The 23,250-nt window shown below is 74.1% G+C and carries 26 protein-coding genes; 14 read left to right on the top strand and 12 right to left on the bottom strand.

Annotation, left to right across the window (positions count from 1 at the left end; all coding sequences use genetic code 11):
• Positions 1 to 79 precede the first annotated feature (79 nt).
• Positions 80 to 1,690 (bottom strand): serine/threonine-protein kinase, encoded by a 1,611-nt coding sequence (locus tag ABD140_RS31170; protein ID WP_344244878.1) that lies wholly within the window; start codon positions 1,688 to 1,690, stop codon positions 80 to 82.
• 67 nt (positions 1,691 to 1,757) lie between these two features.
• The gene (locus ABD140_RS31165) at positions 1,758 to 2,423 is read right to left on the bottom strand and encodes a GNAT family N-acetyltransferase (RefSeq protein WP_344244876.1); all 666 of its coding nucleotides are present in this window, start codon (positions 2,421 to 2,423) and stop codon (positions 1,758 to 1,760) included.
• 149 nt (positions 2,424 to 2,572) lie between these two features.
• On the opposite strand from ABD140_RS31165, the gene ABD140_RS31160 reads away from it, so the two are divergent.
• Both ABD140_RS31160 and ABD140_RS31155 read left to right on the top strand, forming a co-directional pair.
• Positions 2,573 to 3,157: a hypothetical protein gene (locus ABD140_RS31160; RefSeq protein ID WP_344244874.1), complete on the top strand. Its 585-nt coding sequence runs from the start codon at positions 2,573 to 2,575 to the stop codon at positions 3,155 to 3,157.
• Positions 3,154 to 3,489 carry a transcriptional regulator gene (locus tag ABD140_RS31155; protein ID WP_344244872.1) on the top strand — a complete coding sequence of 112 codons (336 nt, stop codon included), beginning with the start codon at positions 3,154 to 3,156 and terminating at the stop codon, positions 3,487 to 3,489. Before ABD140_RS31160 ends, ABD140_RS31155 begins: the two co-directional genes overlap by 4 nt.
• Before the next feature lie 139 nt (positions 3,490 to 3,628).
• Here the strand turns inward: ABD140_RS31155 and ABD140_RS31150 are convergent, their stop codons facing one another.
• The 5 genes from ABD140_RS31150 to ABD140_RS31130 are packed head-to-tail and all read right to left on the bottom strand — an operon-like array spanning position 3,629 to position 8,489.
• Positions 3,629 to 4,888 (bottom strand): ABC transporter substrate-binding protein, encoded by a 1,260-nt coding sequence (locus ABD140_RS31150; RefSeq protein WP_344244870.1) that lies wholly within the window; start codon positions 4,886 to 4,888, stop codon positions 3,629 to 3,631.
• On the bottom strand, positions 4,885 to 5,973 hold the full coding sequence (locus tag ABD140_RS31145) for a branched-chain amino acid ABC transporter permease (protein ID WP_344244868.1): 1,089 nt from the start codon (positions 5,971 to 5,973) through the stop codon (positions 4,885 to 4,887). Before ABD140_RS31145 ends, ABD140_RS31150 begins: the two co-directional genes overlap by 4 nt.
• A complete protein-coding gene (locus ABD140_RS31140) occupies positions 5,966 to 6,856 on the bottom strand; it encodes a branched-chain amino acid ABC transporter permease (RefSeq protein ID WP_344244866.1) in 891 nt (296 codons plus the stop codon). The genes ABD140_RS31145 and ABD140_RS31140 overlap by 8 nt, the downstream gene beginning before the upstream one ends.
• Positions 6,853 to 7,659 carry an ABC transporter ATP-binding protein gene (locus ABD140_RS31135; protein ID WP_344244864.1) on the bottom strand — a complete coding sequence of 269 codons (807 nt, stop codon included), beginning with the start codon at positions 7,657 to 7,659 and terminating at the stop codon, positions 6,853 to 6,855. The genes ABD140_RS31140 and ABD140_RS31135 overlap by 4 nt, the downstream gene beginning before the upstream one ends.
• Positions 7,656 to 8,489, bottom strand: a complete 834-nt coding sequence (locus ABD140_RS31130; protein WP_344244862.1) for an ABC transporter ATP-binding protein — start codon at positions 8,487 to 8,489, stop codon at positions 7,656 to 7,658. Before ABD140_RS31130 ends, ABD140_RS31135 begins: the two co-directional genes overlap by 4 nt.
• A gap of 207 nt (positions 8,490 to 8,696) precedes the next feature.
• Here ABD140_RS31130 and ABD140_RS31125 point away from each other — a divergent pair, with 207 nt between their 5' ends.
• Together ABD140_RS31125 and ABD140_RS31120 are read left to right on the top strand one after the other, a co-directional pair.
• Positions 8,697 to 9,878: a PucR family transcriptional regulator gene (locus tag ABD140_RS31125; protein ID WP_344244860.1), complete on the top strand. Its 1,182-nt coding sequence runs from the start codon at positions 8,697 to 8,699 to the stop codon at positions 9,876 to 9,878.
• A 106-nt stretch (positions 9,879 to 9,984) separates the two neighbouring features.
• Entirely contained in the window at positions 9,985 to 11,448 is a 1,464-nt protein-coding gene (locus ABD140_RS31120) for a protein kinase domain-containing protein (protein ID WP_344244858.1), read from the top strand.
• On the opposite strand, the gene ABD140_RS31115 is transcribed toward ABD140_RS31120, so the two are convergent.
• Positions 11,449 to 12,291: an oxygenase MpaB family protein gene (locus ABD140_RS31115; RefSeq protein WP_344244856.1), complete on the bottom strand. Its 843-nt coding sequence runs from the start codon at positions 12,289 to 12,291 to the stop codon at positions 11,449 to 11,451.
• Between the two features lie 71 nt (positions 12,292 to 12,362).
• Here ABD140_RS31115 and ABD140_RS31110 point away from each other — a divergent pair, with 71 nt between their 5' ends.
• Positions 12,363 to 12,965, top strand: a complete 603-nt coding sequence (locus ABD140_RS31110; RefSeq protein WP_344244854.1) for a TetR/AcrR family transcriptional regulator — start codon at positions 12,363 to 12,365, stop codon at positions 12,963 to 12,965.
• Here ABD140_RS31110 and ABD140_RS31105 read toward each other — a convergent pair.
• Entirely contained in the window at positions 12,956 to 13,939 is a 984-nt protein-coding gene (locus tag ABD140_RS31105) for an alcohol dehydrogenase catalytic domain-containing protein (RefSeq protein ID WP_344244852.1), read from the bottom strand. The genes ABD140_RS31110 and ABD140_RS31105 overlap by 10 nt on opposite strands.
• Entirely contained in the window at positions 13,936 to 15,339 is a 1,404-nt protein-coding gene (locus ABD140_RS31100) for an MFS transporter (protein WP_344244850.1), read from the bottom strand. Before ABD140_RS31100 ends, ABD140_RS31105 begins: the two co-directional genes overlap by 4 nt.
• Positions 15,340 to 15,401: 62 nt before the next feature.
• Between ABD140_RS31100 and soxR the strand changes: the two genes are divergently transcribed.
• From soxR to ABD140_RS31070, 6 genes are all read left to right on the top strand, one after another.
• The gene (gene soxR / locus ABD140_RS31095; RefSeq protein WP_344244848.1) at positions 15,402 to 15,857 is read left to right on the top strand and encodes a redox-sensitive transcriptional activator SoxR; all 456 of its coding nucleotides are present in this window, start codon (positions 15,402 to 15,404) and stop codon (positions 15,855 to 15,857) included.
• A 186-nt stretch (positions 15,858 to 16,043) separates the two neighbouring features.
• Positions 16,044 to 16,691, top strand: a complete 648-nt coding sequence (locus ABD140_RS31090; RefSeq protein ID WP_344244846.1) for an SDR family oxidoreductase — start codon at positions 16,044 to 16,046, stop codon at positions 16,689 to 16,691.
• A gap of 161 nt (positions 16,692 to 16,852) precedes the next feature.
• Positions 16,853 to 18,637 (top strand): carboxyl transferase domain-containing protein, encoded by a 1,785-nt coding sequence (locus tag ABD140_RS31085; RefSeq protein WP_344244844.1) that lies wholly within the window; start codon positions 16,853 to 16,855, stop codon positions 18,635 to 18,637.
• Positions 18,638 to 18,642: 5 nt separating this feature from the next.
• Positions 18,643 to 19,098, top strand: a complete 456-nt coding sequence (locus ABD140_RS31080) for a MarR family winged helix-turn-helix transcriptional regulator (protein ID WP_344244842.1) — start codon at positions 18,643 to 18,645, stop codon at positions 19,096 to 19,098.
• 113 nt (positions 19,099 to 19,211) lie between these two features.
• Positions 19,212 to 19,565, top strand: a complete 354-nt coding sequence (locus tag ABD140_RS31075; protein ID WP_344244840.1) for an ArsR/SmtB family transcription factor — start codon at positions 19,212 to 19,214, stop codon at positions 19,563 to 19,565.
• Entirely contained in the window at positions 19,562 to 20,047 is a 486-nt protein-coding gene (locus tag ABD140_RS31070) for an SRPBCC family protein (protein ID WP_344244838.1), read from the top strand. The genes ABD140_RS31075 and ABD140_RS31070 overlap by 4 nt, the downstream gene beginning before the upstream one ends.
• 54 nt (positions 20,048 to 20,101) lie before the next feature.
• On the opposite strand, the gene ABD140_RS31065 is transcribed toward ABD140_RS31070, so the two are convergent.
• The gene (locus ABD140_RS31065; protein ID WP_344244836.1) at positions 20,102 to 20,533 is read right to left on the bottom strand and encodes a pyridoxamine 5'-phosphate oxidase family protein; all 432 of its coding nucleotides are present in this window, start codon (positions 20,531 to 20,533) and stop codon (positions 20,102 to 20,104) included.
• Between the two features lie 152 nt (positions 20,534 to 20,685).
• Here ABD140_RS31065 and ABD140_RS31060 point away from each other — a divergent pair, with 152 nt between their 5' ends.
• The 3 genes from ABD140_RS31060 (at position 20,686) to ABD140_RS31050 (ending at position 22,375) form a co-directional block, all read left to right on the top strand.
• A complete protein-coding gene (locus ABD140_RS31060; RefSeq protein ID WP_344244834.1) occupies positions 20,686 to 21,405 on the top strand; it encodes a VOC family protein in 720 nt (239 codons plus the stop codon).
• A 32-nt stretch (positions 21,406 to 21,437) separates the two neighbouring features.
• The gene (locus ABD140_RS31055) at positions 21,438 to 21,905 is read left to right on the top strand and encodes a hypothetical protein (protein WP_344244832.1); all 468 of its coding nucleotides are present in this window, start codon (positions 21,438 to 21,440) and stop codon (positions 21,903 to 21,905) included.
• A gap of 104 nt (positions 21,906 to 22,009) precedes the next feature.
• Complete coding sequence (locus ABD140_RS31050) at positions 22,010 to 22,375, top strand: hypothetical protein (protein WP_344244830.1); 366 nt, start codon at positions 22,010 to 22,012, stop codon at positions 22,373 to 22,375.
• A gap of 272 nt (positions 22,376 to 22,647) precedes the next feature.
• Here the strand turns inward: ABD140_RS31050 and ABD140_RS31045 are convergent, their stop codons facing one another.
• Positions 22,648 to 23,199: a nucleotidyltransferase family protein gene (locus ABD140_RS31045; protein ID WP_344244828.1), complete on the bottom strand. Its 552-nt coding sequence runs from the start codon at positions 23,197 to 23,199 to the stop codon at positions 22,648 to 22,650.
• Positions 23,200 to 23,250 lie beyond the last annotated feature (51 nt).

The following is a 23,250-nucleotide window of genomic DNA, read 5'->3' as shown; positions in this document are numbered from 1 at the left end:
ACAAAAGCAGTGGAGCCACTGTAATGGAGCCGAGCCGGATAATCCGGTCCACACGGCCGAGCGAGAGCGGCGGGGCGGGTCAGTCGCAGCCGATCCACGCGGTGTTCCTGCTGCCCGAGGGGCCGCCGCCCCCGAACCGCACGCAGGTGTCCTCACCGGTCAGATAGATCGGACCCGCGTAGTACCGGTGATGGATGCGCACGGCGGCGTTCCTGCGGTCGGACCGGCGGGTGATGTGGGCGAAGACGACGGTCTTGCGGTCCAGGTCCGCGGTCTTCATCGTGATGACGCAGAGGGTGCCCGCCCGGTTGGCGAACTGGAGCGTCCGGCCGCCGGCGAAGGCGAGGGTGTTCTTCAGGGTGAAGCCCCCGCCTCCGCCGCCGTTGCAGAGCAGGGCGGGGTTGTGGGGATTGCGTTCGACGGGTTTGGCGGAGGGCTGCGCCGGGCCGGAGGCCGAGGGCGGCTTCGGCGTGGCCGAGGGACCGGGGCTCTGCCCGCCGGGCGGACCGGCGGTGACCGTGACGGTGACGGTCGACCGCGGCCCGGCCTTCTTGGCTGGTCTGGGGGAGGCGCTCTTCGTGGGCGGCCCGGGATCGGTGACCACCGCCTTCTCCGGAACGAGAGCGGTGACCTCTTCCCCGGTCCCGTCCTTGCCCTCGGTCAGCTTCCAGCCGACGACGCCGACGGCCAAGGCCAGGACGGCGGAGACCAGGACTGCGGCGGTCGACCGTCGGCCGGACGGCGCGCCACCGCCCGTCGGCGGATCGATCTCGACCGGGGAGGGCTCAGGCCGGTCGTCGTCCGGCCGCGGGGGCAGGGCCGATGCGAGCGTCGCGGCCTCCGTCCGGCCGGAGACCGCGGCCCGGCGCCGCGGCTGGAGGGCGGAAGGCGCTTCACCGCCCATCAGCACCGCCTGCGCCTGCGTGGCTGTCGGCCGCTCCGCAGGGTCCTTGGCCAGGCAGGCCCGGACGACTTCGCGCAGCGGTGCGGGCAGCGCGCCGGTGTCGGCCTCGGCGTGCGCGATGCGGTAGAGCACCGCACCGATCTCGTCCTCGCCGAAAGGCGCGGTGCCGGTAGCGGCGAAGGCCATGCTGGCGGCCCAGGAGAACAGGTCGGACGCCGCGGTGAGCTGGTGCCCGTTGAGCTGTTCGGGGGACATGTAGGCGGGCGTGCCGAAGCTGCGGCTGTGGGAGGTGGTGTTCAGCGCCCGCGCGATGCCGAAGTCGATGACGCGGGGCCCGTCGGGACCGATGAGGATGTTGTGCGGTTTGAAGTCGCGGTGGATGATGCCGGCCTGGTGGATGGCGGTGAGCGCGTTCAGGGTGTTGATCGCCATCCGCTCCAGCGTGCCCTCCGTCAGGGGGCCTTCGGCGTCCACCTGCTCCTGCAGGGAGATCCCGGGGACGAACTCGCTGACGATGTAGGGGCGGTCGCCCGCCACGTCGGCGTCGAGGGCCTGGGCGGTGCAGAACCGGGCGACCTGCTTGGCCACCTCCAGTTCGCGGACGAACCGGGCGCGGGCCGCGTCGTCCTCGGCGAACCGGGCGTGCAGCAGTTTGACGGCGACCCGCTCGCCGCCGCGCTCACCGAGGTAGACCGTGCCCTGGCCGCCCTCGCCGAGCACACCGAGCAGCGTGTACGGCCCGACCGAGACGGGGTCGCTCGCGCGCAGCGGGCGGGCCTGCACCATGGTCACTCCCGTCACAGAGCTTCACAAAAACCGTGAAGCCACTGTAATGGAGCAGAGGCCATCGAGATCATGAGAACCGCTCGTCCCCGTCGGAGGGGCCGGCGCCGAAGTGGCGCAGGCAGGGCTCCAGCCCCTCGATCTCCGTCTCGACCTCGCGGTGCGCCGCCCAGTCGTCCCGGTCGAGGACGAACCGCGACTCCTCGACCGGGCGGCCCAGGACGACCGAGCGCGTCATCCCGTTGGGCCGGTAGCCGAGCTTGCGGGTGACGCCGAGGGAGGCGGGGTTGTCGGTGTGCGCCCCGGTCGTGGCGAACCGCGCGCCCAGGCCGGTGAAGGCCAGCTCCAGCACCGCCGCGCGCATCTCCGTGCCCAGACCCCGGCGCTGGTGCCGCAGGCCCATCCAGGAACCCGAGGAGACCTCCCGGAGGACGGCGAAGTCACGCGCGTGCAGCTCCTGGACGCCGATCACCCGTCCTTCGTGGACGGCGACCAGCGGAAGGTGCCAGTCCTCGGGCGTCCATTCGGCAAGCATCTTCCACTGCCACCGGATCGTCCGGATGCCGAGCTCCTCGCGGGGCGCGTGCGTCCAGGGAACGGCGAAGGGCATCTCGTCGGGCGGATGCACGCCCTCCAGCGCGGTGTCGGCGAGCTCGTCCAGTTCCTTCGGTCCGGGCAGCCGCAGCTCCAGACGGGGCGTGCGGAGCCGCAGCCCGAACAAGGGCCAGTGCTTCATACCGGCCCATCCTGATCGGCGGATCCCGGGCCTGTCACCTGGTTTCCGGTGCCGGCCCGCCGATGGGAAAAACCACAGACCGGTTTGCGTGACAAACTGGTTTGTGGTGATTAGGCTGGAGGCGTGATCGGAACCGAGGGGAGACGCCCATGACAGAGCAGGCGAAACTGAAGCGCATCCGTTATGTCACCGCGCACTTCGAGATCCTGCAGGGGCTGGCGGTCCTGCCCGCGATCCTCTGGTGCGCCCTGGCGATGGGCTGGGCGGCCGGATGGGTCGACGGGTGGGCGCCGCTGGCCGGCGCCTTCGTGGCGGTGGCGGCGACGGGCGCCGCGGTCGTCCACTACCGCCGGGTGTACGGGCAGGTGCGGCCGCACGCGGGCGGGACCCACGAGACCTTCCTGCTGTGGCCGTCGGTGGGGCTCTTCGTCGTGGTGTCGCTCGTCCACGCGCTCGAACTCGGGACGCCCGTCAGCCCGGAAGGCCTGGTCCTCGCCGGTGGCGCGCTGGCCGGTGCCTGGTTCCAGCGCCCGCTGGCCCCCGCCCTGCTGCTCGCGGGCTGCGTCGGCGCGGTGTTGAGCCTGGTGCCGCTCGGCGGGCCGGATGGCCCCCATCCGCTGTCGGACACCGAGACCTGGATCTTCGCCTTCTGCGCGGGCACCGCGCTGCTGGCGATCTGGAGCCACCTCCTGCTGCGCCGCACCCTTCCCCCCGGCCGGGGCTCCGCCCGGTGACCGCCCCCTTCGAGGAACTGGCCGGCCTGGACAAACTCGTCCACGAACCGGCCCGGCTGGCCATCACCACCGCCCTGTCCGCCTGCCACGAGGCCGACTTCCTCTTCCTGCAGCGCCTCACCGGCCTGTCCAAGGGCAACCTCTCCGCCCACCTGGGCAAACTGGAGGCCGCCGGCCTCGTCGCGATCACCAAGCACTTCGCCGGCAAACGCCCCCAGACCTGGATCAGCCTCACTGAAACCGGACGCCAGGTCACCGACGCTCACTGGAACCGCCTCGACGACCTGCGCCGCCGCTCCCGAGCCTGGGCTCCCGAGGACACGCCCCCCTGACCGGCGGGCCACGGCCCGGAGCGGAGAGGGCGCGGCGGGGAGGGGACCGGCCGCCGTGCCGGGGGCCGGGCGGAGAAGGACCGGGCGAAGGCCGGACGCCCCGCGGAGACGGGGCGTCCGGCCTTCGCCCGGACGCGGATCAGCCGATCTTGATCTCGTACTTCTGCGCGTTCTCCGAGGCGGAGGCCTCCTGAATGATCTTCAGGCCGCCGGCGGACGCCTTGTCGGGCTGGAGGATGTGGGTCTCGCGGGACGGGGGCTGGTTCACGTCGGTGAAGTCCATCGTGCCGCCGAAGCCGCCGTCCCAGGCGTTCTGGGAGCGGTGCGCGGCGATGATGCCCTCACGGGTGAGGTCCTTCTTCCCGCAGGCCAGTTTCAGGGCGTCACCGGTGATCGCCGCGGTGGTGTAGCCGGCCATCACGCCGTTGTCCAAGGTGGCGTCGGGGTATTTCGCCGTGTAGTCGGCGGCCAGCTTCTTCATCGCCTCCAGGTCCGCGCTCAGCGGGCTGGCCGCCTGCATGACCACGAAGTTCGCGGTCAGGGCGGGGCCCACCGGGGTGTCCAGCAGCTGCGGGGCGAAGGAGGAGTTGCTGCCCAGGAACGGCACCTTCAGGCCCTGCGCGGCCGCCACGCCGACCGCGGAGGCGGTCTGCTTGGGGCTGGTGGACAGCACGATGGCCTTGACGCCCTCGGACTTCATCGCCGCCACCTGCGAGGTCATGTCGGCGTCGGTGGCCTTGACCTTCTGCTCGACGACGGTCATGCCGTGCTGCCGGGCGGCGTACGTCGAACCGGCCAGGGAGTCGACGCCGTAGTCGCCTTCGACGTAGATGTGGCCGATCTTGTCGCCGGACTTCAGGCCGTGCTTCTCCACCGCGTAGTCGACGCCGTTGATGACGTCGACGGCGTAGGTGGTGCCGGTCATCTGGATCCGCTCGCTGCCCAGCATCTGCGGTGACCAGGCCAGCACCAGCGTCAGCGGCCCGCTTTTGGCGATGCGGTCCTGGACGGCTCCGACCGTCGCCGAGCCGATGAAGTGGGCGAACGCCGCGACCTTGGGCTCCAGCTCGGTGTAGGCGCCCACGCTCTTCTGGGCGTCGTAGCCCATGTCGCGCACCTGCGGCTCGACCGTGCGGCCGCAGATGCCGCCGTCCTTGTTGACCTGTTCGAAGTACAGCTGCGCGCCCTGGGAGATGCTCTTGCCCAGCGGCGCGTACGGGCCGGTCAGGTCGGTGATCATGCCGACGCCGATCGCCTTGTCGGTCACGCCCGGGCCGTGCTTGACGCCGTCGGCACCGGTCTCGTCGCCGCCGTCCACGCTCTTGCCGCTGCCGCAGGCGGTCAGCGCCAGCATCGCGGCGACGCCGATCGCTCCGGCGCTCAGTCGGAACCCGTTCATGAGGAACTCCTTGCTCTACGGGGATGGGGGGGGCTTGCGGCCAGTCGGGCGCGGATCCGGGAGCCCAGGCCGAGCAGGCCCCCCGGAAGGAACAGGACGACGGCGACGACCGCGATGCCGTACAGCACGCGTGCCGCCTCCGCGGGGGAGTAGCCGCTCTCGCCCGGCTGGGCGACCAGCGGGAGCGAGTCGCTGTAGCGGGTGAGCAGCTGGGGAAGGAGGGAGACGAAGAGGGCGCCGACGAAGGCGCCGCCGACCGAGCCCAGGCCGCCGATCACGATCATGGCCAGGTAGTCGAGGGACAGCAGCATGCCGAAGTAGTCGGGCACCGCCCGCTGGAAGGCCAGGGCCAGCATCACCCCGGCCAGCCCGCCGTACATGGAGGACAGGACGAACACGCCCGCCCGGTACCGCGCGACCGGGACGCCCATGACGCCGGCGGCCGTCTCGTGGTCGCGGATGGTGTTCATGGCGCGGCCGGGCCGGTCGCGCAGGACGCCGCGGGCGAACCAGGCGGAGGCGGCCAGCAGCGCCGCGCCCAGGTACCACAGCCGTTCGGGGGCGCCGAAGGGGACGCCGAGGACGACCAGCTCGGCCTCGTCGGAGAAGGCGAAGCCGAACAGCTCCAGCGGGGGCACCGCGCGTCCGTTGTAGCCGCCGGTGACGGGCTCGGCGCTGAACAGCACGTGCTGGCCGAGGAAGATCAGGGCGAGGGTCGCGATGCCCAGGTAGGCGCCCTTGAGCCGCCCGGCGATCGGGCTGAAGACCCCGCCCGCCAGCCCGGCCAGGGCGATCGCCAGCACGGCCGCCAGCGGCGTGGGCAGCCCCAGGCCGCCCAGGTGGCCGCCGGAGTCGGACGAGAAGTAGACGTAGCCGTACGCGCCGACCGCCAGGAAGAACGCGTGGCCCATGGACAGCTGGCCGGTCGCGCCGGTCAGCAGGTTGATGCCGATCGCGCCCACGGCGGCGGACATCGCGAACATCCCGGCCGTCAGCCAGAAGGCGTCGAGGTAGAAGGGCACCGCGATCACCGCCACGGCGGCGGCGGCCGCGCCGAGCGCCTTGGGCCAGGGGAACTCAGACACGGGTCAGCTCCCTGGTCCCGAAGAGCCCCGCCGGGCGGAGGAGCAGCACGAGGAGCATCACCAGGAAGGGCGCGACGTCCCCGATGCCCCGGCCCAGGAAGCTCAGGTCGTTCTGGTAGCCGCTCACCAGCGCCTCGGTGACGCCGATGAGCAGCCCGCCGACGAGCGCGCCGGTGGTGGAGTCCAGGCCGCCCAGGATCGCGGCGGGGAACGCCTTGAGCGCGACCAGGCCGGTCGTCTTGTCCAGGCCCGGGGTGGGGAAGACCGCGAGGAACAGCGCGGCGACGGCGGCGAGCGCCCCCGCCACGGCCCAGGCGCTCAGCGAGATCCGGCTGAGCCGCACCCCCATGAGCGCGGCGGTCTCGCCGTCCTCGGCCGCGGCCCGCATCGCCACGCCCCAGCCGGTGTGCTTGAACGCCAGCAGGAACACCGCGATCAGCGCGAAGGCCACGCCCAGCGCGGCGAGGCGGGTCTGGGCGATGGACACCGGTCCCAGGTGCACCACCTGGTCGCCCCACGGGTCGCCCATGGCCAGCACGTCGGTGCCGATCCGCCGGGCGAGCTCGGTGGCGATGACGATGTCCACGCCGATCGTGACGATCGCCAGCACGCTGTGCGTGGGGTTCTTGGACCGGCGGATGACCAGGAACTCCACCAGGCAGCCCACCAGGGCCGCTCCGGCGACCCCCGCGGCCGCCGCGGGCCAGAACCCGATCGGCTCGTGCAGCTCGGCGATGATGAACCCGCCGGCCAGCAGCAGCGAGACGTGCGCGAAGTTCACGACCTCGCTGGCCTTGAAGATGATGACGAAGCCGAGGGCGATGAGCGCGTACACCGCCCCCAGCGAGACGCCGTTCAGCAGGAGTTCGGCGAAGGTGGTCACTCTTGCTCCTCGTGGTTCTCGGCGGGCTCCTCGGCCGCGGCGCCGAGGTAGGCCCGGATGACCTCGGGGTCGCGCTGCACGTCGGCGGGGACGCCGTCGGCGATGCGCCTGCCGAAGTCCAGGACGGTGACGGCGTCGGCGAGGCGCATCACCATGCCCATGTCGTGCTCGACCAGCAGCAGCGAGATGCCGAGGTCCTCGCGGACGGCGGAGATGAGGGAGGCCATCTCCCGCCGCTCGCCGCCGTTCATGCCGGCGACCGGCTCGTCCAGCAGCAGCAGCCGCGGCTCCATGCACAGGGCGCGGGCGAGCTCCACCCGCTTCTGCACGCCGTAGGGCAGCAGGCCGACCGGGACGGGCAGCCGCTCGGTCAGTCCGACGAAGGCGGCGATCTCGGCGACCCGCGCGGAGTGCGCGGCGCGCTCGCGCCGGGCGGCGGGCAGGCGCAGCCCGGCCGACAGGAAGCCGGTGCGGGTCAGCCGGTGGCGGCCCAGCATGAGGTTGTCGGCGACCGACAGGTGCGGGGACAGCGCGATGTTCTGGAACGTGCGGGCCACGCCCAGCGCGGCGATCCGGTGCGTGGGCAGCCCCGTCAGCTCCTCGCCGCCGAATCGTACGCTGCCCGAGGCGGCACGGTAGACGCCCGACAGCACGTTGAAGCAGGTGGACTTGCCCGCGCCGTTGGGGCCGATGACGGCGTGGATGGAGCCGGGGGCGACGGTGAAGCCGACGGAGTCCAGGGCGACCAGCCCGGCGAACCGCACGGTGACGTCGCGGACCTCCAGCGGGGGCGGGGGCTTCATGCCGGCCACCTCGTCAGGACGGGCCGCGGGGCGGCCTCCCGGGCGTCCGGTTCCGCCGCGTCGCCCTCGCCCAGGTAGCGGCGGCGCACCTCGTCGCTGGCGGCCAGCTCGCCGGCGGGACCGGACATGACGACCTCGCCGACCTCCAGCACGTAGGCGTGGGAGGCCAGGGAGAGCGCCATCGCGGCGTTCTGCTCGACCAGCAGCACCGTGGTGCCCTCGGCGTTGATCCGCCGGACGGTCTCGGCGATCCGCGCGGCCATGAGCGGGGCGAGCCCGAGCGTGGGCTCGTCCAGCAGCAGCGTCCGGGGCCGGGCCATGAGCGCCCGCCCGATCGCGAGCATCTGCTGCTCGCCGCCCGACAGCAGGCCCGCGCGCTGCCCGGCGCGTTCGGCCAGCACCGGGAACAGTTCGAGGACGTGCTCGCGGGCGGCCGCGGCGGCCTTGCGGCCCCGGACGCCCAGTGCGCCGGCCCGCAGGTTCTCCGCGACGGTCATCCGGCCGAAGACCCGGCGCCCCTCGGGCACCTGGGTGATGCCGCGCGCCACCACGGCGGGCGCGGACGACCCGGTCAGCGGCCTCCCGGCGTGCTCCACCGAGCCCGCGGTGACCGAGCCGCGGTGGAAGCGCAGGGTGCCGGAGACGGCACGGAGCAGCGTCGACTTTCCCGCCCCGTTGGAGCCCAGCACCGCCGCGACGGAGCCGTCGGGGACCTCCAGCGACACGCCGCGCAGCGCCTGGACCGGGCCGTAGGAGACGCGCAGGTCGCGCACGCTCAGCCCGCCGCCTCCGGCCGGGCGGTCAGGGGGGAGGGGATCGTCGGCGGCCATGGTGCTCCTCGTGCTGCGGGGGTGTGAGGTGAAACACAAATCCCCCGGGCGGGCGGGCGTCCATACTCCGGATCCGATCGGGGGCGGATGCACAACGCAGGCCGCTGAGGTGCGGGAAGAGATCTGTGCAAACGCACATGCTTCAGATAACGTTCGTTGGAGGAAGAACGACCGCTCGGGGGTGGAGCGGAGCGGGAATTGGGCGCGGTGAAGGGTCTGGGACGGCCGGGCGGCGAGACCTCCGAGGTCATGCGGCGGGTGGCCGTCCGCCTGCTGGAGCGGGTGCCGGAGATGGCGGGAAGGCTCCTGGCGGAGCTGCGCTCCACCGAGGAGGCGTACCGCCGCCTTCCCGAGCACGAGCACCGGCGCGATCTCGAACGCGGCTTCCGCGCGGGGCTCAGCGCGATGCTGCAGCCCCGGCCGGAGCGGCGCGACCTGGACGTCGCCGCCGAGACCGCCGTCCGGCGCGCCGAGCAGGGGGTCCCGCTGGACGCGCTGCTGCGCGGCTACCGGCTGGCCACCCAGATCACCTGGGAGACCATGGTCGGCCTGCTGGCCGACCGCCCCGGCGAGGCGACGGCCCTGCTGTACGGCGCCGAACGCGTCTGGCAGCGGGTGGACCGGCAGGCCGTGGTCGCCGCCGACGCCTACCGCCGCCGGGAGAGCGAGCTGCGCAGCCGGCACGCCGAACGGGCGCGGTCGCTGCTGGACGCGCTGCTGGAGGGAAGGGCCGACACCGCGGTCGTGCGCGCCGCCTCGGCGGCGCTGGAGATCCCGTCCTTCGGCCGGTACCTGGTGGTGGCCACCCGCCCCGACGGGACCGGGCCCCGGTCCGCGCACCGCCCCGAGGAGGCGGCGGGGCTGCGCCTGCTGTGGCGCACCCGCCCGGAGCACGAGCTGCTGGTGGTCTCACTCGCCGACCGCGACCCGGCGGAGGCGATCGGGGCGGTGCAGCCGCTGCTGGCCGACCGGTCGGGGGTGAGCCCGGTGGCCGACGGCCTGCTGGAGCTGTGCGAGGCGCGCCGCCACGCGGTGGTCGCGCTGCGCACCTGCCGCGGCCCCGAGACGGTCCGCCTGGACGACAGGCTGCCCGCCGCCCTGGCCGCCAGCCAGCCGGACCTGGCCGAACGCCTGGTGGAGGCGGTGCTGCGCCCCATCCTCGACCTCGACCCGCCCGAGCGCGAGACGCTGCTGACCACTTTGACCCGATGGCTGGACTGCGACGGATCGGCCACCCGCACCGCCGCCGCGCTCTACTGCCACCGCAACACGGTCTTCAACCGCGTCCGCCGCATCGAGGCGCTCACCGGCCGGTCCCCGGACCGGCCCCGCGAGGCGCTGGAGCTCGCGCTGGCCCTGGACGCCTACCGCATCTCCGGCACGGAGTGATCCGCGCGGCCTGGCCTGATGTGGTCGAGCGGGTCCGATGGCCTCCGGTGGCGGCGGCGCTTCAGGGAAGAAAGGAGTCATCGGTTCCCGAGGTGAAGAGGGCAGCATGATCGACGAGTCCGTCGCCGGACGGTTCACCCTGGTCGAGGAGCTGGGGCAGGGCGGGATGGGCGTGGTCTGGCGGGCGGCGGACGGGCTGACCGGCCGCGAGGTGGCGGTGAAGCGGGTGCTGGTCCCGGCCGACCTGCCGGCCGGCACCGTCGCCGACGGGCTGGCCCGCCTCGCGCTGGAATGGCGGGCGCTGGCCGGGCTCGACCACCCGAACGCGGTGGCGATCCACGACGTCCTGGAGGGCGGTGACGGACTCTACGTCGTCATGGAGCTGGTCGAGGCGCCCACGCTGGAGGAGCTCGTCCGCGACGGGGGGCCGCTGCCGCTCGACCGGGCGGCGCGGATCGGGCTGCAGCTGCTGGACGTGCTGACGGCCGCGCACGGCGTGGGCGTCGTGCACTGCGAGGTGAAGCCGGGGAACGTGCTGGTGCTGCCGGGCGACCGGGTGAAGCTCGGCGACTTCGGCGTCTCGGGCCTGCAGGGGGAGGCGCGGCTGACCGGGACCGGCGCGTTCCTCGGCTCGCCCGCCTACCTGGCGCCCGAGCAGGCCAGGGGAGGCCCCTGCACCCCGGCGTCGGACCTGTGGTCGCTGGGCGCGACGCTCTACCACGCCCTGGAGGGGCGGGACGCCTTCGAGGCCCCGGCGTTCTCCGCGGTCCTCGCCAAGATCCTCGACGGCGTCCCGGCCCGCCCGGCGCACGCCGGCCCGCTGGAGCCCCTGCTGGCGGCCCTGCTGCACAAGAACCCCGCGTCCCGCCCGGAACCCCCGCAGATCCACCAGGCCCTCACCGCCGCCGCCGAGGCGCCCGCCGTCCCGCCGATCCCCGGGCAGGCCCCGGATCCCGACCCCCTCCCCACCCCCGGACAGGACCTCCCGGTGACCGCCGTCCCCGGCGGCCCGCCCCCTTTCGAGGCGCTCGTCAAACCCCGCGGCCTGATCACCGAGACGCTCTCCCGCCTGGCGTGGACGCTGGTGATGTGCGCCGGGGCCCTGGCCGTCCTGTCCTCGGCCCTCGACGGCCTCGGCCCCCTGGTCCTCGCCCCGTTCCTCCTCCTGGCGGGCACCGCCGGCCTGGCCCGCAGCGCCTACCTGGTCTTCCTCTGCGTGACCGGCCTCCTGTCCCGCAACACCCTGGAGATCGGCCCCCGCGGCGTGGCCTTCCGCCGCGGCCACCACTCCGCCGGCTACACCTGGAACCAGGTGGAGTCGATCACCGTGGTCCGCCGCGGCCCGCTCCGCCGCCGGGCCCTCCTCCTCTGCCCCCTCGCCGGCACCCCCGTCGCCGACGCCCCCCTCCTTCCCCTCCACCTCACCGGCACCCCGGGCCGCTCCCCCTGGTTCCACCCCAGGACCGGACACCTGGCCCTCTGCCACCTGGACGAACTCCAGGCCGCCCCCGAAACCGTCGAACACCACCTCCAGGCCTTCGCCGGCCCCCGCTGGCAGCCCGCTCCGTGATCAGGGGCGGGGGAGGGGGGCGGGGCGGCCGTCGCGTCTGAAGGCCTTGCGGGCGGGGGCGGAGTACTTGACCACGTCGGGGAGGACGGACCAGAGGTCGCCGAGGGAGCGGACGAGTTCGGCGAAGCGCTGGTAGCGGCGTTCGTCGGCGCGTGACCACCGCAGACCGAGGACGTCGCGGGCCTCCGGGGGGAGGCCGCCGACGGTGAGGAAGCGGGCGACGGCGTTGAGGGGGAGGCTGAGGACCTTCCAGGCCCCCTCGGGGATCTGGCGGGGTCGGGGGAGGCCCTTCTTGGCGTAGCCGACGCTGTAGGTCGCGGACTTGTGGGCGGAGAGGCGCTCGTTGAGCATGCGCTTCCAGTAGACCTGGAAGGCGGGCCAGTCCTCGGGCATCGCGCGGTCGCTGACGCCGTACATGGCGTACCAGGTCTTGGACTCTTCGTAAATGCGCTGCTTCTCGGCGTCGGTGAGCGGGCGCATGAACGTCTCGGTGCTGTAGATCAGGTGGTCGAGGAACGTGGCGTGCGCCCAGAAGTACGTCTCGGGGTCGAGGGCGTGGTAGCGCTCCCCGCCGGGCATGTCGCCCTTGATGTTCACGTGGTAGTCGCGGACCCGCTTGCCCGTCCGCGCCGCCTCGGAGCCGCCGTAGACGGTGTTGAGGATGGGGCCCGCCGAGCGCTTGAGGCGGCCGAAGGTGTCGCTGAAGAAGACCGAGTGCTCCATGACCCCCTGGCCGAGCGAGGGGAGCATGAGCTGCAGGATCCCGGCGCGGGGGCCGGCGAGCAGCGCCCGGTTGTCGCCGAAGAAGCGCCAGGTCAGGGAGTCGGGGCCGAGGGGCTGCACGGTGCTCCTAAAGTTGGTGGCAGGCGCCACCAATATCGGGTCGGCCGCTCCGTGGCGTCAAGATGGACACGATGGGATCTACGACACGCCCCTACCGCGGGCGCACCGCCGAGGAACGCCGGGCCGAGCGGCGCGGAAGGCTGCTGGCGGCAGGGCTGGAGCTGTGGGGCGACCACGGCTGGGCGGCGGTCACCATGCGCGGGGTGTGCGCGCACGCCGGGCTGAACGACCGCTACTTCTACGAGAGCTTCGCCGACGTGGAGGAGCTGCTGCTGGCCGTCTACGACAAGGCGCTGCACGACCTGCTCGGCTACGTCGAACGGGCGGTGGCACCCACCGCGGCGCCGCGGGAGCGCATCCGCGCGGGCATGGCGGTGTTCGTGCGGGCGATGGCCTCGGACGCGCGGCGGGCGCGGATCGGGCTGGCCGAGCCGGCCGGAAGCCCGGCGCTGGAGCAGCGGCGCCGGGACACCTACCGCCTCTTCGCCGGGCTCGCCCGCGACTGGCTGCGGCCCGGCGACGAGGAGGCGTGCACCGTCGCGGTGCTCTTCGCGCTCGGCGGCGCCGGGGAGCTGGTCGTCAACTGGCTCGGAGGCACGCTCGCCCTGACCCCCGAGGAGCTGGCGGACCGGGCGAGCGAGCTGGTGCTCGACGTCATCGAGCCCTATCTGTGAGCGGGGACGAGGACGACCTTGCCGCGCGACGCGCGGGTCTCGATCGCGGTGTGGGCGGCGGGGGCGTCCGCGAGGGCGTACTCGTCCACGAGCGGGGCGACCTCGCCGCGGGCGACGGCGGCCAGGGCGCGTGACTCCAGTTCGCGCAGATCCTCCGGCGGGGCGCCCAGGACGCTGCCCACGGTGAGCGCGCGCCCCACGATGTCCTGCGTCGCCACCCGGACGGGGGCGCCGCTCGCCCAGCCGACGATGACGTGGCGGCCGCCGCGGGCGAGGGACTCCAGGGCGGTGCGGGCGACGTCGCCGCCCACGCCGTCCAGGACGACCGTCGGTGCGGCGCCTTCGAGCGCGGCCTTCATGCGCTCGGCCCAGTCCGGGTCGGCGGTGTCGACGGGGAGCAGGCCCTCGCGCCGGAAGGCGGTGACCGCCTCGCGCTTGGCCTCGCCGCCGTAGAGGGCGACGACGCGGGCGCCCAGGGCGTGCGCCAGCTGCATGAGGTGGTTGCCGAGCCCGCCGGACGCGCCCGTCACCACGACGATGTCGGCCTCGGTGATCCGGGCGGCGTCCAGGACCAGCTGCGCCGTCCGCCCCGTGCCGACGGCCGCGACGGCGGCGGGGAAGGAGACCTCCTCGGGCAGGGCGTGCAGGGAGGCGGCCGGGGCGAGCGCGTACTCGGCGTACCCGCCGCTCAGGGCGCCGACGTGGGCGACGACCCGCTGGCCGGTCCAGGAGTCCGCGACGTCCGGGCCGACGGCCGCGACGGTCCCGGCGATCTCCCGTCCGGGGGTCATGGGCAGCTTCGCCCTGGGCAGCGTCGGCGGGCCGTCGCCCTGCCGGATGGCGGTGTCCACGGCGTGGACGCCCGCCGCGGCGACCTTCACCAGCACCTGGCCGAGTCCGGGCGCGGGGCGCGCGGCCTCCTCGACGGCGAGCACCTCGGCGGGGCCGAACTCGCGCTGGACGACGGCTTTCATGCGATCACCTCTGGCTTCGGGGTAACACGGTGGGCGAGGAGCGCCGCCACCAGCCCGATGAGGGCGGCGAAGGCGAAGACGGCGGCGAACCCGTCGGCGGAGCCGGCGGCGAAGGAGGAGAAGACGATCCCGGTGAGCGCCAGGGTCAGCGCGCCGCCGATCGAGTCGGAGATCGACAGCGCCGAGGAGTTGAAGCCCCGGTCGGCCGGAGCCGACAGGGCGAGGGTCAGGGTGCTCAGCCGCGGGTACATCAGGCCCATTCCCGCGCCGCCGGCCAGCCAACCGACCACGGGGACGGCGGGGTGCAGGTCCAGCAGGGCGGTCAGCAGGGCCGGGAGGATTCCGGCGGCGACCAGGGCCATGCCGATCCGGACGGCCAGGGCGTGCGGCAGGCGCTCGCCGAGGCGTCCCTGCACCGCCGAGGCGCCCGACCAGGCCAGCGCTCCGAGGGTCAGGGTGAGCCCGGCGAGCGTGGGGGAGAAGCCGTACCGCTCGGTGAAGAGGTACGGCAGGTAGACGTCGGCGCCGAAGAACGCGGCGGCGCCCATCCCGCGCATCAGGATGACGCCGGGCAGGCCGTGCCGTGCCGTCAGGGTCCCGGCGGGCAGCAGCGGGCGCACCGCGAGCAGCGTGACGGCCACCGCGGCGACCACCAGCACGCCGCCCACCCGGGGCACCCCGTCCACCAGGTTCAGGGCCAGGACGGCGAGCGCGGCCAGCGTCGCCCACATCAGCAGGCGGGGCCCGTGCCCGGCGTCGCCTTCGGCGGCTTCGGCGTCCTCGGGACCGCCGGGGCCGAGGCGGCCGAGCGAGGGGACCACCATGAGCATCGCCAGGGCGACCAGGACGACCACGCCGAGGAACACCCAGTGCCAGCTCAGCAGGTCGGTGACCGCTCCGGCGGCGGCCGGCCCGACGAGCGCGGGCACCACCCAGGCCGCGGCGAACCAGGCGAAGATCTTCGGATGCAGCTCCTCGGGGTAGACCCGGGCCACCACCACGTAGAGCGCGACCGTGAGGGCGCCGCCGCCCAGGCCCTGCAGGAGCCGCCCGGCGACGAGGACCTCCATGGACGGGGCGAGCCCGCACACCACCAGCCCGGCGGAGAACAGCGAGACGGAGGCGTAGAGCGGCGCGACCGGCCCCCGGCGGTCGGCCCACATCCCGCTCACGACCATGCCGATGACGCCCGTCGCGAGCGGCCCGGCGAAGGCGGCGGCGTACAGGTGCGCGCCGTCCAGGGCCCTGCTGACCGCGGGCATCACGGCGGTCACCGCGACGCTCTCGAACGCGGCGAGGAAGACCAGCGCGCACGAGCCGATCGTGGTGAGCAGGAACGCGCCGCTCAGCACCCCTGAGCCGGGCTTCTCCGGCGCGTCCGGTGGTTTCGTCGAGATCATGATATGACCGTAGAACCTCAACCATTGTTCAGGTCAAGCGTATTTTCTGGACGGAACCCCCCATGCGCGAATCCCTCGACGCCGGCCGGCTGCTCCCCGTGGGGGAGGTGGCGCGGCGCAGCGGAGTGAGCGTCTCCGCCCTGCACTTCTACGAACGCGAGCGGCTCATCCGGTCGGAGCGCACGCCGGGCAACCAGCGCCGCTACCGCCGCGACATCCTGCGCCGCCTCGCCTTCATCCGGGTCTCCCAGCGGGTGGGCGTCCCCCTCCGCGACATCCGCGCCGCGCTGGACTCCCTGCCGTCCGGCCGCACCCCCACCCGGCGCGACTGGGCGCGGCTGTCCCAGCGCTGGCACGCCGAGCTCGACGCCCGCATCGCCGCGCTCCAGCAGCTGCGCGACGAGCTCACCGACTGCATCGGCTGCGGCTGCCTCAGCCTGGACCGGTGCACCCTCCAGAACCCCGCCGACATCCTGGGCGAGAGCGGCCAGGGCCCCCGCCGCTGGTCGGCGCCGTGACGGTGCGGCGGGGCGGCGCCATGACGGTGCCGTGGCGGCGGCGCCGCGGCGGCGTCACGGCCGCGCCGCGGCGGCGGCCGGGGATTCGACCGGCGGCCGCCGGGGATGGGAGCCATGCGGGGAGAAGCCCGGCGGCCGTCCCCAGGGCGGTCCGGGAGGTCACGGGAACTGTGTGAGGATCGGTTCATGCGTATCGTCGTCGTGGGTGGGCACGGTCAGATCGCGTTGCGGCTGCTGCGGCAGTGGCCGGACGGGACGGCCGTGGGAGTGGTCCGCCACCGGGAGCAGATCCCCGACGTGGAGGCCACCGGCCAGGAGGGCGCGCTCTTCGACCTCGAAGAGGACCCCATGGCGGAGCTGGCGATCCTGCTCCAGGGCGCCGACGCCGTCGTCTTCGCCGCCGGGGCCGGCCCGGGCAGCGGCACGGCGCGCAAGGCCACCGTCGACCAGAACGGCGCGATCCTCAGCGCCGAGGCCGCCCAGGAGGCGGGCGTCCGCCGCTTCGTCCAGATCTCGGCCACCGGCGTGGACCAGCCCGTCCCGCCCGGCACCGACGAGACCTGGGCCGCCTACGTCACCGCCAAGCGCGTGGCCGAGGAGGACCTGCGCGTCCGCGACCTGGACTGGACGATCCTGCGCCCCGGCCGCCTCATCGACGGCCAGGGCACCCACCTCGTCCGCCTCACCGACCCCCCGGCCGAACGCGGCGACATCCCCCGCGAGGACGTCGCCTCCGTCATAGCCGAACTCCTGCGCACCGGCGCCGGCGTCCACCGCACCCTCGAACTCCACGGCGGCTCCGTCCCCATCCCCGAGGCCGTCGCCGCCCTCTGATCCCGCCCTTCCCCCGCGGCGCCCCGCCCGTCCGCCCGGCCAGGGCCGTGCGCGAGCGAGGCGGAGGCCTGAGCGCCGCGGCGCCCCGGCCCTCCGGGCGGGAGCGCCGGCGGTGCGGCGCCCTAGCCGTTGTACGGGGGTTGTCCGTAAAGTCGGGGGGCGTGACGGGCTTCGTGGGTGCCCCCATGGCGGGGACGGTGGTGGGCGTCGAGGTGGTGGCGGGCCAGGAGGTGCGGGCCGGGGCGCCGCTGGTGGTGCTCGAGGCGATGAAGATGGAGCACGTCGTGCGGGCCGGGCACGACGGGGTCGTCGAGGAGGTGCTGGTCCGCGCGGGCCGGACGGTGCGGCGCGACGCGCCGCTCGTCCGGGTGCGGGAGGGCGCGGTGACGGGGGCCGCCGACGCGGCGGAGGCGGCCGTGGACCTGGAGGAGATCCGGCCGGACCTGGCCGCCGTCGTGGCGCGGCATGCCGCCGGGCTGGACGCCGGGCGGCCCGAGGCGGTGCGGCGCCGCCACGAGCAGGGCCGCCGCACGGCGCGGGAGAACATCGCCGACCTGTGCGACGAGGGCACGTTCGCCGAGTACGGGGCGCTGGCGATCGCGGCGCAGCGCAGGCGGCGCCCGGTGGAGGAGCTCATCGAGCGCACCCCGGCGGACGGGCTCGTGTGCGGCGTCGGCGAGATCGACGGGCGGGCCGCCGTCGTCATGTCCTACGACTACACGGTGCTGGCGGGCACCCAGGGCCACCTCAACCACCGCAAGACCGACCGGATGCTGGAGCTCGCGGGGGAGCGCGAGATCCCCCTGGTGCTCTTCGCCGAGGGCGGCGGCGGACGGCCCGGCGACACCGACACCACCACGGTCTCCGGCCTGGACGTCACGAGCTTCTGGGCGATGGGGCGGCTCAGCGGGAGGGTGCCGCTCGTCGGGATCGCCTCCGGGCGCTGCTTCGCCGGGAACGCCGCGCTCCTGGGCTGCTGCGACGTCATCATCGCCACGCCCGACGCCAACATCGGCATGGGCGGCCCCGCGATGGTCGAGGGCGGCGGGCTGGGGACCTACCGGCCCGAGGAGATCGGCCCCATCGACGTCCAGACGGCCAACGGCGTCGTGGACGTCGTGGCCGAGGACGAGGCGGCGGCCGTCGCGGCGGCACGCCGCTACTTGTCGTACTTCGCCGGCCCCGCCGAGACGTGGACGGCGCCCGACCAGCGCCTCCTGCGGCACCTGGTTCCCCAGAACCGCAAGACGCCATACGACGTCGGGCAGGTCATCGGGACCCTCGCCGACGACGGCTCCGTGCTGGAGCTGCGGCGCGGCTTCGCCCCCGGCATCCGCACCGCGCTGATCCGCGTCGAGGGCGTGCCGCTGGGGCTCCTGGCCAACGACACGACGCACCTGGGCGGGGCGATCGACCGCGACGGCGCCGACAAGGCCGCCCGGTTCCTCCAGCTCTGCGACGCCCACGGCCTGCCGGTCGTCTCCCTGTGCGACACGCCGGGGTTCATGGTCGGGCCCGAGGCCGAGGGCACCGCGACCGTCCGGCACTTCAGCCGCCTGTTCGTCGCGGGCGCCAACCTGACCGTCCCGCTGGTCGCGGTCGTGCTGCGCAAGGCGTACGGGCTGGGCGCCCAGGCGATGGCCGGGGGCAGCTTCCGCGCCCCCGCCGCCACCCTGGCCTGGCCCACCGGCGAGATCGGCGGCATGGGGCTGGAGGGCGCCGTCCGCCTGGGCTTCCGCAAGGAGCTCGCCGCGGCGCCCGATCCGGAGGCCCTGTTCGAGGAGATGGTCGCCGCGGCCTACGAGCACGGCAAGGCGCTCAACGCCGCCTCGGCCTTCGAGCTGGACGACGTCATCGACCCCGCCGAGACCCGCCGCTGGATCCTCGCCTCCCTCAAGGACCGGCCGCCTCGCAGGGGCCGCCGCTCCTTCATCGACACCTGGTGACGCCCATGGACAAGCCCACCCACCTCATCGAGTACGAGACCATGCTGCTCGGCCGCCACCAGCAGCTGACCGCACCCCGGCTCCTGGACGACGGCGACCGCCTGGACCGCAGCGCCTACATCCTGCTCAGCCGGATCCGCATGGCGGGGCCGATGTCCATCGGCCAGCTCAGCGAGGCCTTCGGCCTCGACCCCTCCACGCTCAACCGGCAGACCTCCGCGATGCTCCGCCACGGCCTGGTCGAGCGCATCGCCGACCCCGAGGCCGGCCTCGCCCGCAAGTTCCGCATCACCGAGGAGGGCGAGCGCCGCCTCGACCGGGAGCGGCGGCGCAACATCGACGGCGTGGACCGCGTCATGGCCGACTGGTCGCCCGAGGACGTCGCCGCCTTCGCCGCCTTCCTGAAGCGTTTCAACACCGACATCGAACGTCTCGCGGGCCGCCCCTGGCCCCGCCCCTGACGGGCCGGTCCCGTTTCCCCGAGCGGGCGGGCCGGGCCTGGTGAGCGGTTTTTTTGGGATCTGTTGTGTCGGCGGAGCCGCACGGGGTAACGTACAACCAAATGGTTGTACGTATGGTGGAAGAAGAGGCGGTGGACCGGCTGTTCCACGCGCTGGCCGACGCCACCCGCCGCGACATCCTGCGCCGCTCCGTGGCGGGCGAGCTCTCGGTGTCGCAGCTGGCCGAGGCCTATCCGATGAGCTTCGCGGCGGTGCAGAAGCACGTCGCGGTGCTGGAGCGGGCCGGTCTGGTCGGCAAGGAGCGCCGGGGCCGGGAGCAGCTCGTCCGCGCCGACCGGGAGGCCGTCCGCCGCGCGCGGGAGGCGCTCGACCGGCTGGAGGAGCTCTGGCGCGGCCGGGTGGACCGCATGTCCGCGCTGCTCGCCGAGGAACCGCACGAGAACGACACGAGAGGACGGGACGGATGAGCGTCACCAGCATCGACAAGGACTTCGACAACCTGACCTTCACCCTGATCGCCGACTTCGACGCGCCCGTCGAGCGCGTCTGGCGGCTGTGGTCCGACCCGCGGCGGCTGGAGCGCTGGTGGGGCCCGCCGACCTACCCGGCCACCGTGGAGGCGTACGACCTCACCCCCGGCGGCGAGGTCGCCTACTTCATGACCGGCCCCGAGGGCGACCGCCACCACGGCTGGTGGCGGGTCATCTCCGTCGACCCGCCCGCCTCCCTCGAACTCGTCGACGGCTTCGCCGACGAGCACGGCGAGCCCGACGAGAGCCTGCCCACCACCACCATGCGCGTCCGGCTCACCGAGCACGACGGCGGCACCCGCATGGAGATGCACTCGGTCTTCGAGACGCACGAGCAGATGGCGAAACTGGTCGAGATGGGCATGGCCGAAGGCATCCGCCTGTCCGTCGGCCAGATGGACGCCCTCCTCGCCGCCTGACCCGCCCGCGGGGCCGCCCGCCTTCGGGCGGCCCCGGCCGCGGCGGTCCCGGGGTCAGACCGAGCCGATGTCCGCGCCCACCCAGCGCCGCGGCCGCATGCGGATCACCACCTGGGGCCCGTGGTCCTTCCAGGCGAACTCCACATAGGAGGCGACCTTCTCGGCGGGGAGATAGCGGGCGGCCAGCTCCGTCAGCCGCTCGCGGGTCGCCGGGACGACCTCCTCCACCGTCCCCTCGACGGAGACGTACCGGATCGTGGGTTCGAGCCGGTCGACCAGCAGCGAGAACCGCCCCGCCTTCTCGATCAGCCGCGCCTTCCGCGAATCCCGCCCCGTCATGATCCAGACGTCGCCCCCCGGCGCGTACTGGTACCAGACCGGCACCGAGAGCGGACCCCGCCCGCCGCCTTCCCCCGCGTCCACGGACAGCGCCGCCACATGCGGCTCGGCCAGGAACCCTTCACGCTCTTCCCGCGACAAGGCCACGAGATCCCCCTTCGCTCCGCCGCCGGGCCGAAGAGGCCCGCAGCCGAGAGCGAACGTACCCGCCACCGCCGACGGGAAGCCCCCGCCAAAACGTGTTGCGGCACCGGCCGGGCGCCGAGAGCATGATCGATCGGCGAACGAGGAGAGGGATCATGCCCGTGGGATCCGGCGCGATGAACGAGTTCTGCTGGATGGACCTGAAGGTCCGCGATGTCGCCACCACCGCCGCGTTCTTCTCCGCGGCACTGGGCTGGCGCTTCGCGGTGGACGAGACCGATTGGCGCCGCGCGGTCAAGGTCACGGCGGGTGGCCTCCAGATCGGCTCCGTGAGCGACCTCGCCGGCCCCCTCTACCCGCCGGGAATCCCCGCCCACGTCGCCTACTACCTGGCGGTCGACGATGTCGACCGGCGCGCCGCGGCGGCGGAGGCCGACGGCGCGCGGCTCGTGCTCGCCCCCTCCGACGCCGGTGACCAGGGCCGTATCGCCACGCTCGTCGACCCGTTCGGCGCCGCCTTCTCCCTGTGGCAGCCCTGCGGTTTCCGCGGCTGGGACCTCCCGGCCGCTCCGCCCGTCCACGGCCCGCACCGCATGGTCCTCGCCTGCGCCGATCCCCGGCGGGCCGAGCGCTTCTACCGCGAGGTCCTGGGCGCCGCCCTCGCCTCCGCGGATTTCGTCCCGCGGCAGGGCACCGACCCGCTCACCCCGCAGTGGGAGCTCGCCCTCGTCTCCGACGACCTGGCCGGTCTCGCCGACCGCGCGCGTGAACACGGCGGAGGCTCGTTCGTCCGGTTCGAGGACCGGGGCCTGTCCTCCCTCCGCCTGTGCGGTCCGGAGGGCACGGCTTTTCGGATCCGCGCCGCCGGCGGCTGAACCCGCGGCCGCCCGGCGGCGTCCGAAGCGGTGTGCGCGACGTTTCGGACACCGGCGTTCCCGCGACGCCCCGCAGGTTCTCCCGGCGGTGGTTCATCGCGGGACTCGTCCTGCTGCTCTGCGCGGCGGCGGCCGTCTACGTCCACCGGCAGGTCGAGCGCCTGGGCCTCTGCGAGGTCTCCCTCGTCTCCCGGGTCCCCTCCCCGGACCGTGAGCGCGAGGCCGTCGTCTACCACTACGACTGCGGCGCCACCTCCTCCGCCGCGACCCACGTGGCGGTCCTCCCGGCCGGCGAGCTTCCGCGGGACGCGGGCGACGTCCTCATCACCGACCACGGCCATGCTCCGACCCCCGCCTGGACCACCACGGGCCCCGACGTCACCGCGGCCTGGACGGACGCCCGTCATCTGCGCGTGACCCGCCCGCCCCACGCCCGCGTCTTCCGGGCCGAACCACGCTCGGCCGGAGTGGAGATCGAGCACCTCCTCGCTCCCGGCTGAGGCGTTCCGCCGCCGGAGCACGCGGATCGGGTGATCTTGCTCTGTTTCCTGGCGCGGCTCCCGGGAAGGGAGAAAAGGGAACTTGAGCCGCAAGGGGGACGATCATGACGGTGACCAGGTTTCAGGACCTTCCGCTGGCCGACCGGGACCGGGAGTGGGACGGGGGCGCCGCGGAGCGGAGGGTCCGCGAGTGGGCGGGTGCCCAGGACTCGCCGGACGCCGCCTACCGGGACGCCCACGTCTGGTACGACGGCGACAAGCCCGACAACTTCACCAGCTACAAGCTGCTCATCGCCGACGTCGTCGACGGCCGCCTCAAGGCCGTGCCGCGCGGCGTCATGTCGGCGGGAGGCGTCATGCAGGGCGCTCGCGGCGGCGCGGACATCCCGCCCGACGAGGTCCCCCGCGTCAAGGCGCACCTCGCCCACTACTACGAGAAGATGGGCGAAGAGGCACCCTGGGAGCGCTGAGCCCGCGCCGAAGAGGCCGCCCGCGGAGCGGTGCGCACGGAGTGGCCGCACGGAGCGGGAGCGGCCGCACGGAGCGGAACGGCCGAGGCCGGAAGGCGGGAACCGCCGGGGGCCGGAAGGTGCGCCGCCCTTCCGGCCCCCGGCGGGGGTCGGTCGCCGGACGGGATCCGGCCGGCGGTGATGCGCGCGAACAGAGCTACTGGACGGTAAACCAGGAGAAATGCCCATCACAAGCCTCCGCCGCGAAAAAAATTCCGGCGGGCGGTCGTAGGTCACGGGCCGGGCACGTCCATGTCGCCGCCGTCCGCCACGTCCTCGCAGGCCACCGGTTCGGGCGGGTGCGTCCGCAGGTAGGGCCGCGCGCCCACGTCGCCCGTGGCGAGTGCCGCGACGCCCTCCCAGTGCGCCCTCCCGAGGACCACCGGGTGCCCCCTCTCCCCGTGGTACGTGGCGACCCGCAACGAGGAGGCGTCCGTGCCCGCCGCCACCCGCCGTACGGCCTGCGCGCCCACGCCGGGCGTGTCCACGAGCAGCACCGCCACCGCGTCGCCCTCCGCCTCCGCGAGCCCCGCCCGCAGCGACGAGCCCATCCCGTCCGCCCAGTCCGGGTTGAACACCACCCGCGCCCCGGGCAGTTCGGGCACCCGCTCGGCACCGGCTCCCAGCACGACCACGACGGGCCAGCACCCGGCCTCCCGCAGGGTCCGCACGCCGCGCTCCACGAGCAGCTCCCCCTCGCCTCCGGGCACCGGCACGAGCGCCTTGGGCATCCCGTACCGGCGCCCGCCCCCGGCGGCCAGCAGCAGCCCGCACAGGCGGGTCATCGGCTCTTCCGGACGGCGCGCACGGACACCGCCCCCTCTCGCCTCGAAATC

This window comes from Actinocorallia libanotica (assembly GCF_039525175.1).
In the GTDB taxonomy this organism is placed as follows: Bacteria; Actinomycetota; Actinomycetes; order Streptosporangiales; family Streptosporangiaceae; genus Actinocorallia; species Actinocorallia libanotica.
The sequence above is the reverse complement of the archived record's forward strand: the minus strand, read 5'-3'. Positions and strand labels throughout refer to the sequence as shown.

Excerpts from the sequence above, each read along its gene's own strand:
- ABD140_RS31170 (WP_344244878.1), bottom strand. The coding sequence starts at position 1,690 with ATGGTGCAGGCCCGCCCGCTGCGCGCGAGCGACCCCGTCTCGGTCGGG.
- ABD140_RS31165 (WP_344244876.1), bottom strand. The coding sequence starts at position 2,423 with ATGAAGCACTGGCCCTTGTTCGGGCTGCGGCTCCGCACGCCCCGTCTG.
- ABD140_RS31160 (WP_344244874.1), top strand. The coding sequence starts at position 2,573 with ATGACAGAGCAGGCGAAACTGAAGCGCATCCGTTATGTCACCGCGCAC.
- ABD140_RS31150 (WP_344244870.1), bottom strand. The coding sequence starts at position 4,888 with ATGAACGGGTTCCGACTGAGCGCCGGAGCGATCGGCGTCGCCGCGATG.
- ABD140_RS31135 (WP_344244864.1), bottom strand. The coding sequence starts at position 7,659 with ATGAAGCCCCCGCCCCCGCTGGAGGTCCGCGACGTCACCGTGCGGTTC.
- ABD140_RS31130 (WP_344244862.1), bottom strand. The coding sequence starts at position 8,489 with ATGGCCGCCGACGATCCCCTCCCCCCTGACCGCCCGGCCGGAGGCGGC.
- ABD140_RS31120 (WP_344244858.1), top strand. The coding sequence starts at position 9,985 with ATGATCGACGAGTCCGTCGCCGGACGGTTCACCCTGGTCGAGGAGCTG.
- ABD140_RS31110 (WP_344244854.1), top strand. The coding sequence starts at position 12,363 with ATGGGATCTACGACACGCCCCTACCGCGGGCGCACCGCCGAGGAACGC.
- ABD140_RS31105 (WP_344244852.1), bottom strand. The coding sequence starts at position 13,939 with ATGAAAGCCGTCGTCCAGCGCGAGTTCGGCCCCGCCGAGGTGCTCGCC.
- ABD140_RS31100 (WP_344244850.1), bottom strand. The coding sequence starts at position 15,339 with ATGATCTCGACGAAACCACCGGACGCGCCGGAGAAGCCCGGCTCAGGG.
- soxR (WP_344244848.1), top strand. The coding sequence starts at position 15,402 with ATGCGCGAATCCCTCGACGCCGGCCGGCTGCTCCCCGTGGGGGAGGTG.
- ABD140_RS31090 (WP_344244846.1), top strand. The coding sequence starts at position 16,044 with ATGCGTATCGTCGTCGTGGGTGGGCACGGTCAGATCGCGTTGCGGCTG.
- ABD140_RS31080 (WP_344244842.1), top strand. The coding sequence starts at position 18,643 with ATGGACAAGCCCACCCACCTCATCGAGTACGAGACCATGCTGCTCGGC.
- ABD140_RS31075 (WP_344244840.1), top strand. The coding sequence starts at position 19,212 with ATGGTGGAAGAAGAGGCGGTGGACCGGCTGTTCCACGCGCTGGCCGAC.
- ABD140_RS31070 (WP_344244838.1), top strand. The coding sequence starts at position 19,562 with ATGAGCGTCACCAGCATCGACAAGGACTTCGACAACCTGACCTTCACC.
- ABD140_RS31060 (WP_344244834.1), top strand. The coding sequence starts at position 20,686 with ATGCCCGTGGGATCCGGCGCGATGAACGAGTTCTGCTGGATGGACCTG.
- ABD140_RS31050 (WP_344244830.1), top strand. The coding sequence starts at position 22,010 with ATGACGGTGACCAGGTTTCAGGACCTTCCGCTGGCCGACCGGGACCGG.
- ABD140_RS31045 (WP_344244828.1), bottom strand. The coding sequence starts at position 23,199 with ATGACCCGCCTGTGCGGGCTGCTGCTGGCCGCCGGGGGCGGGCGCCGG.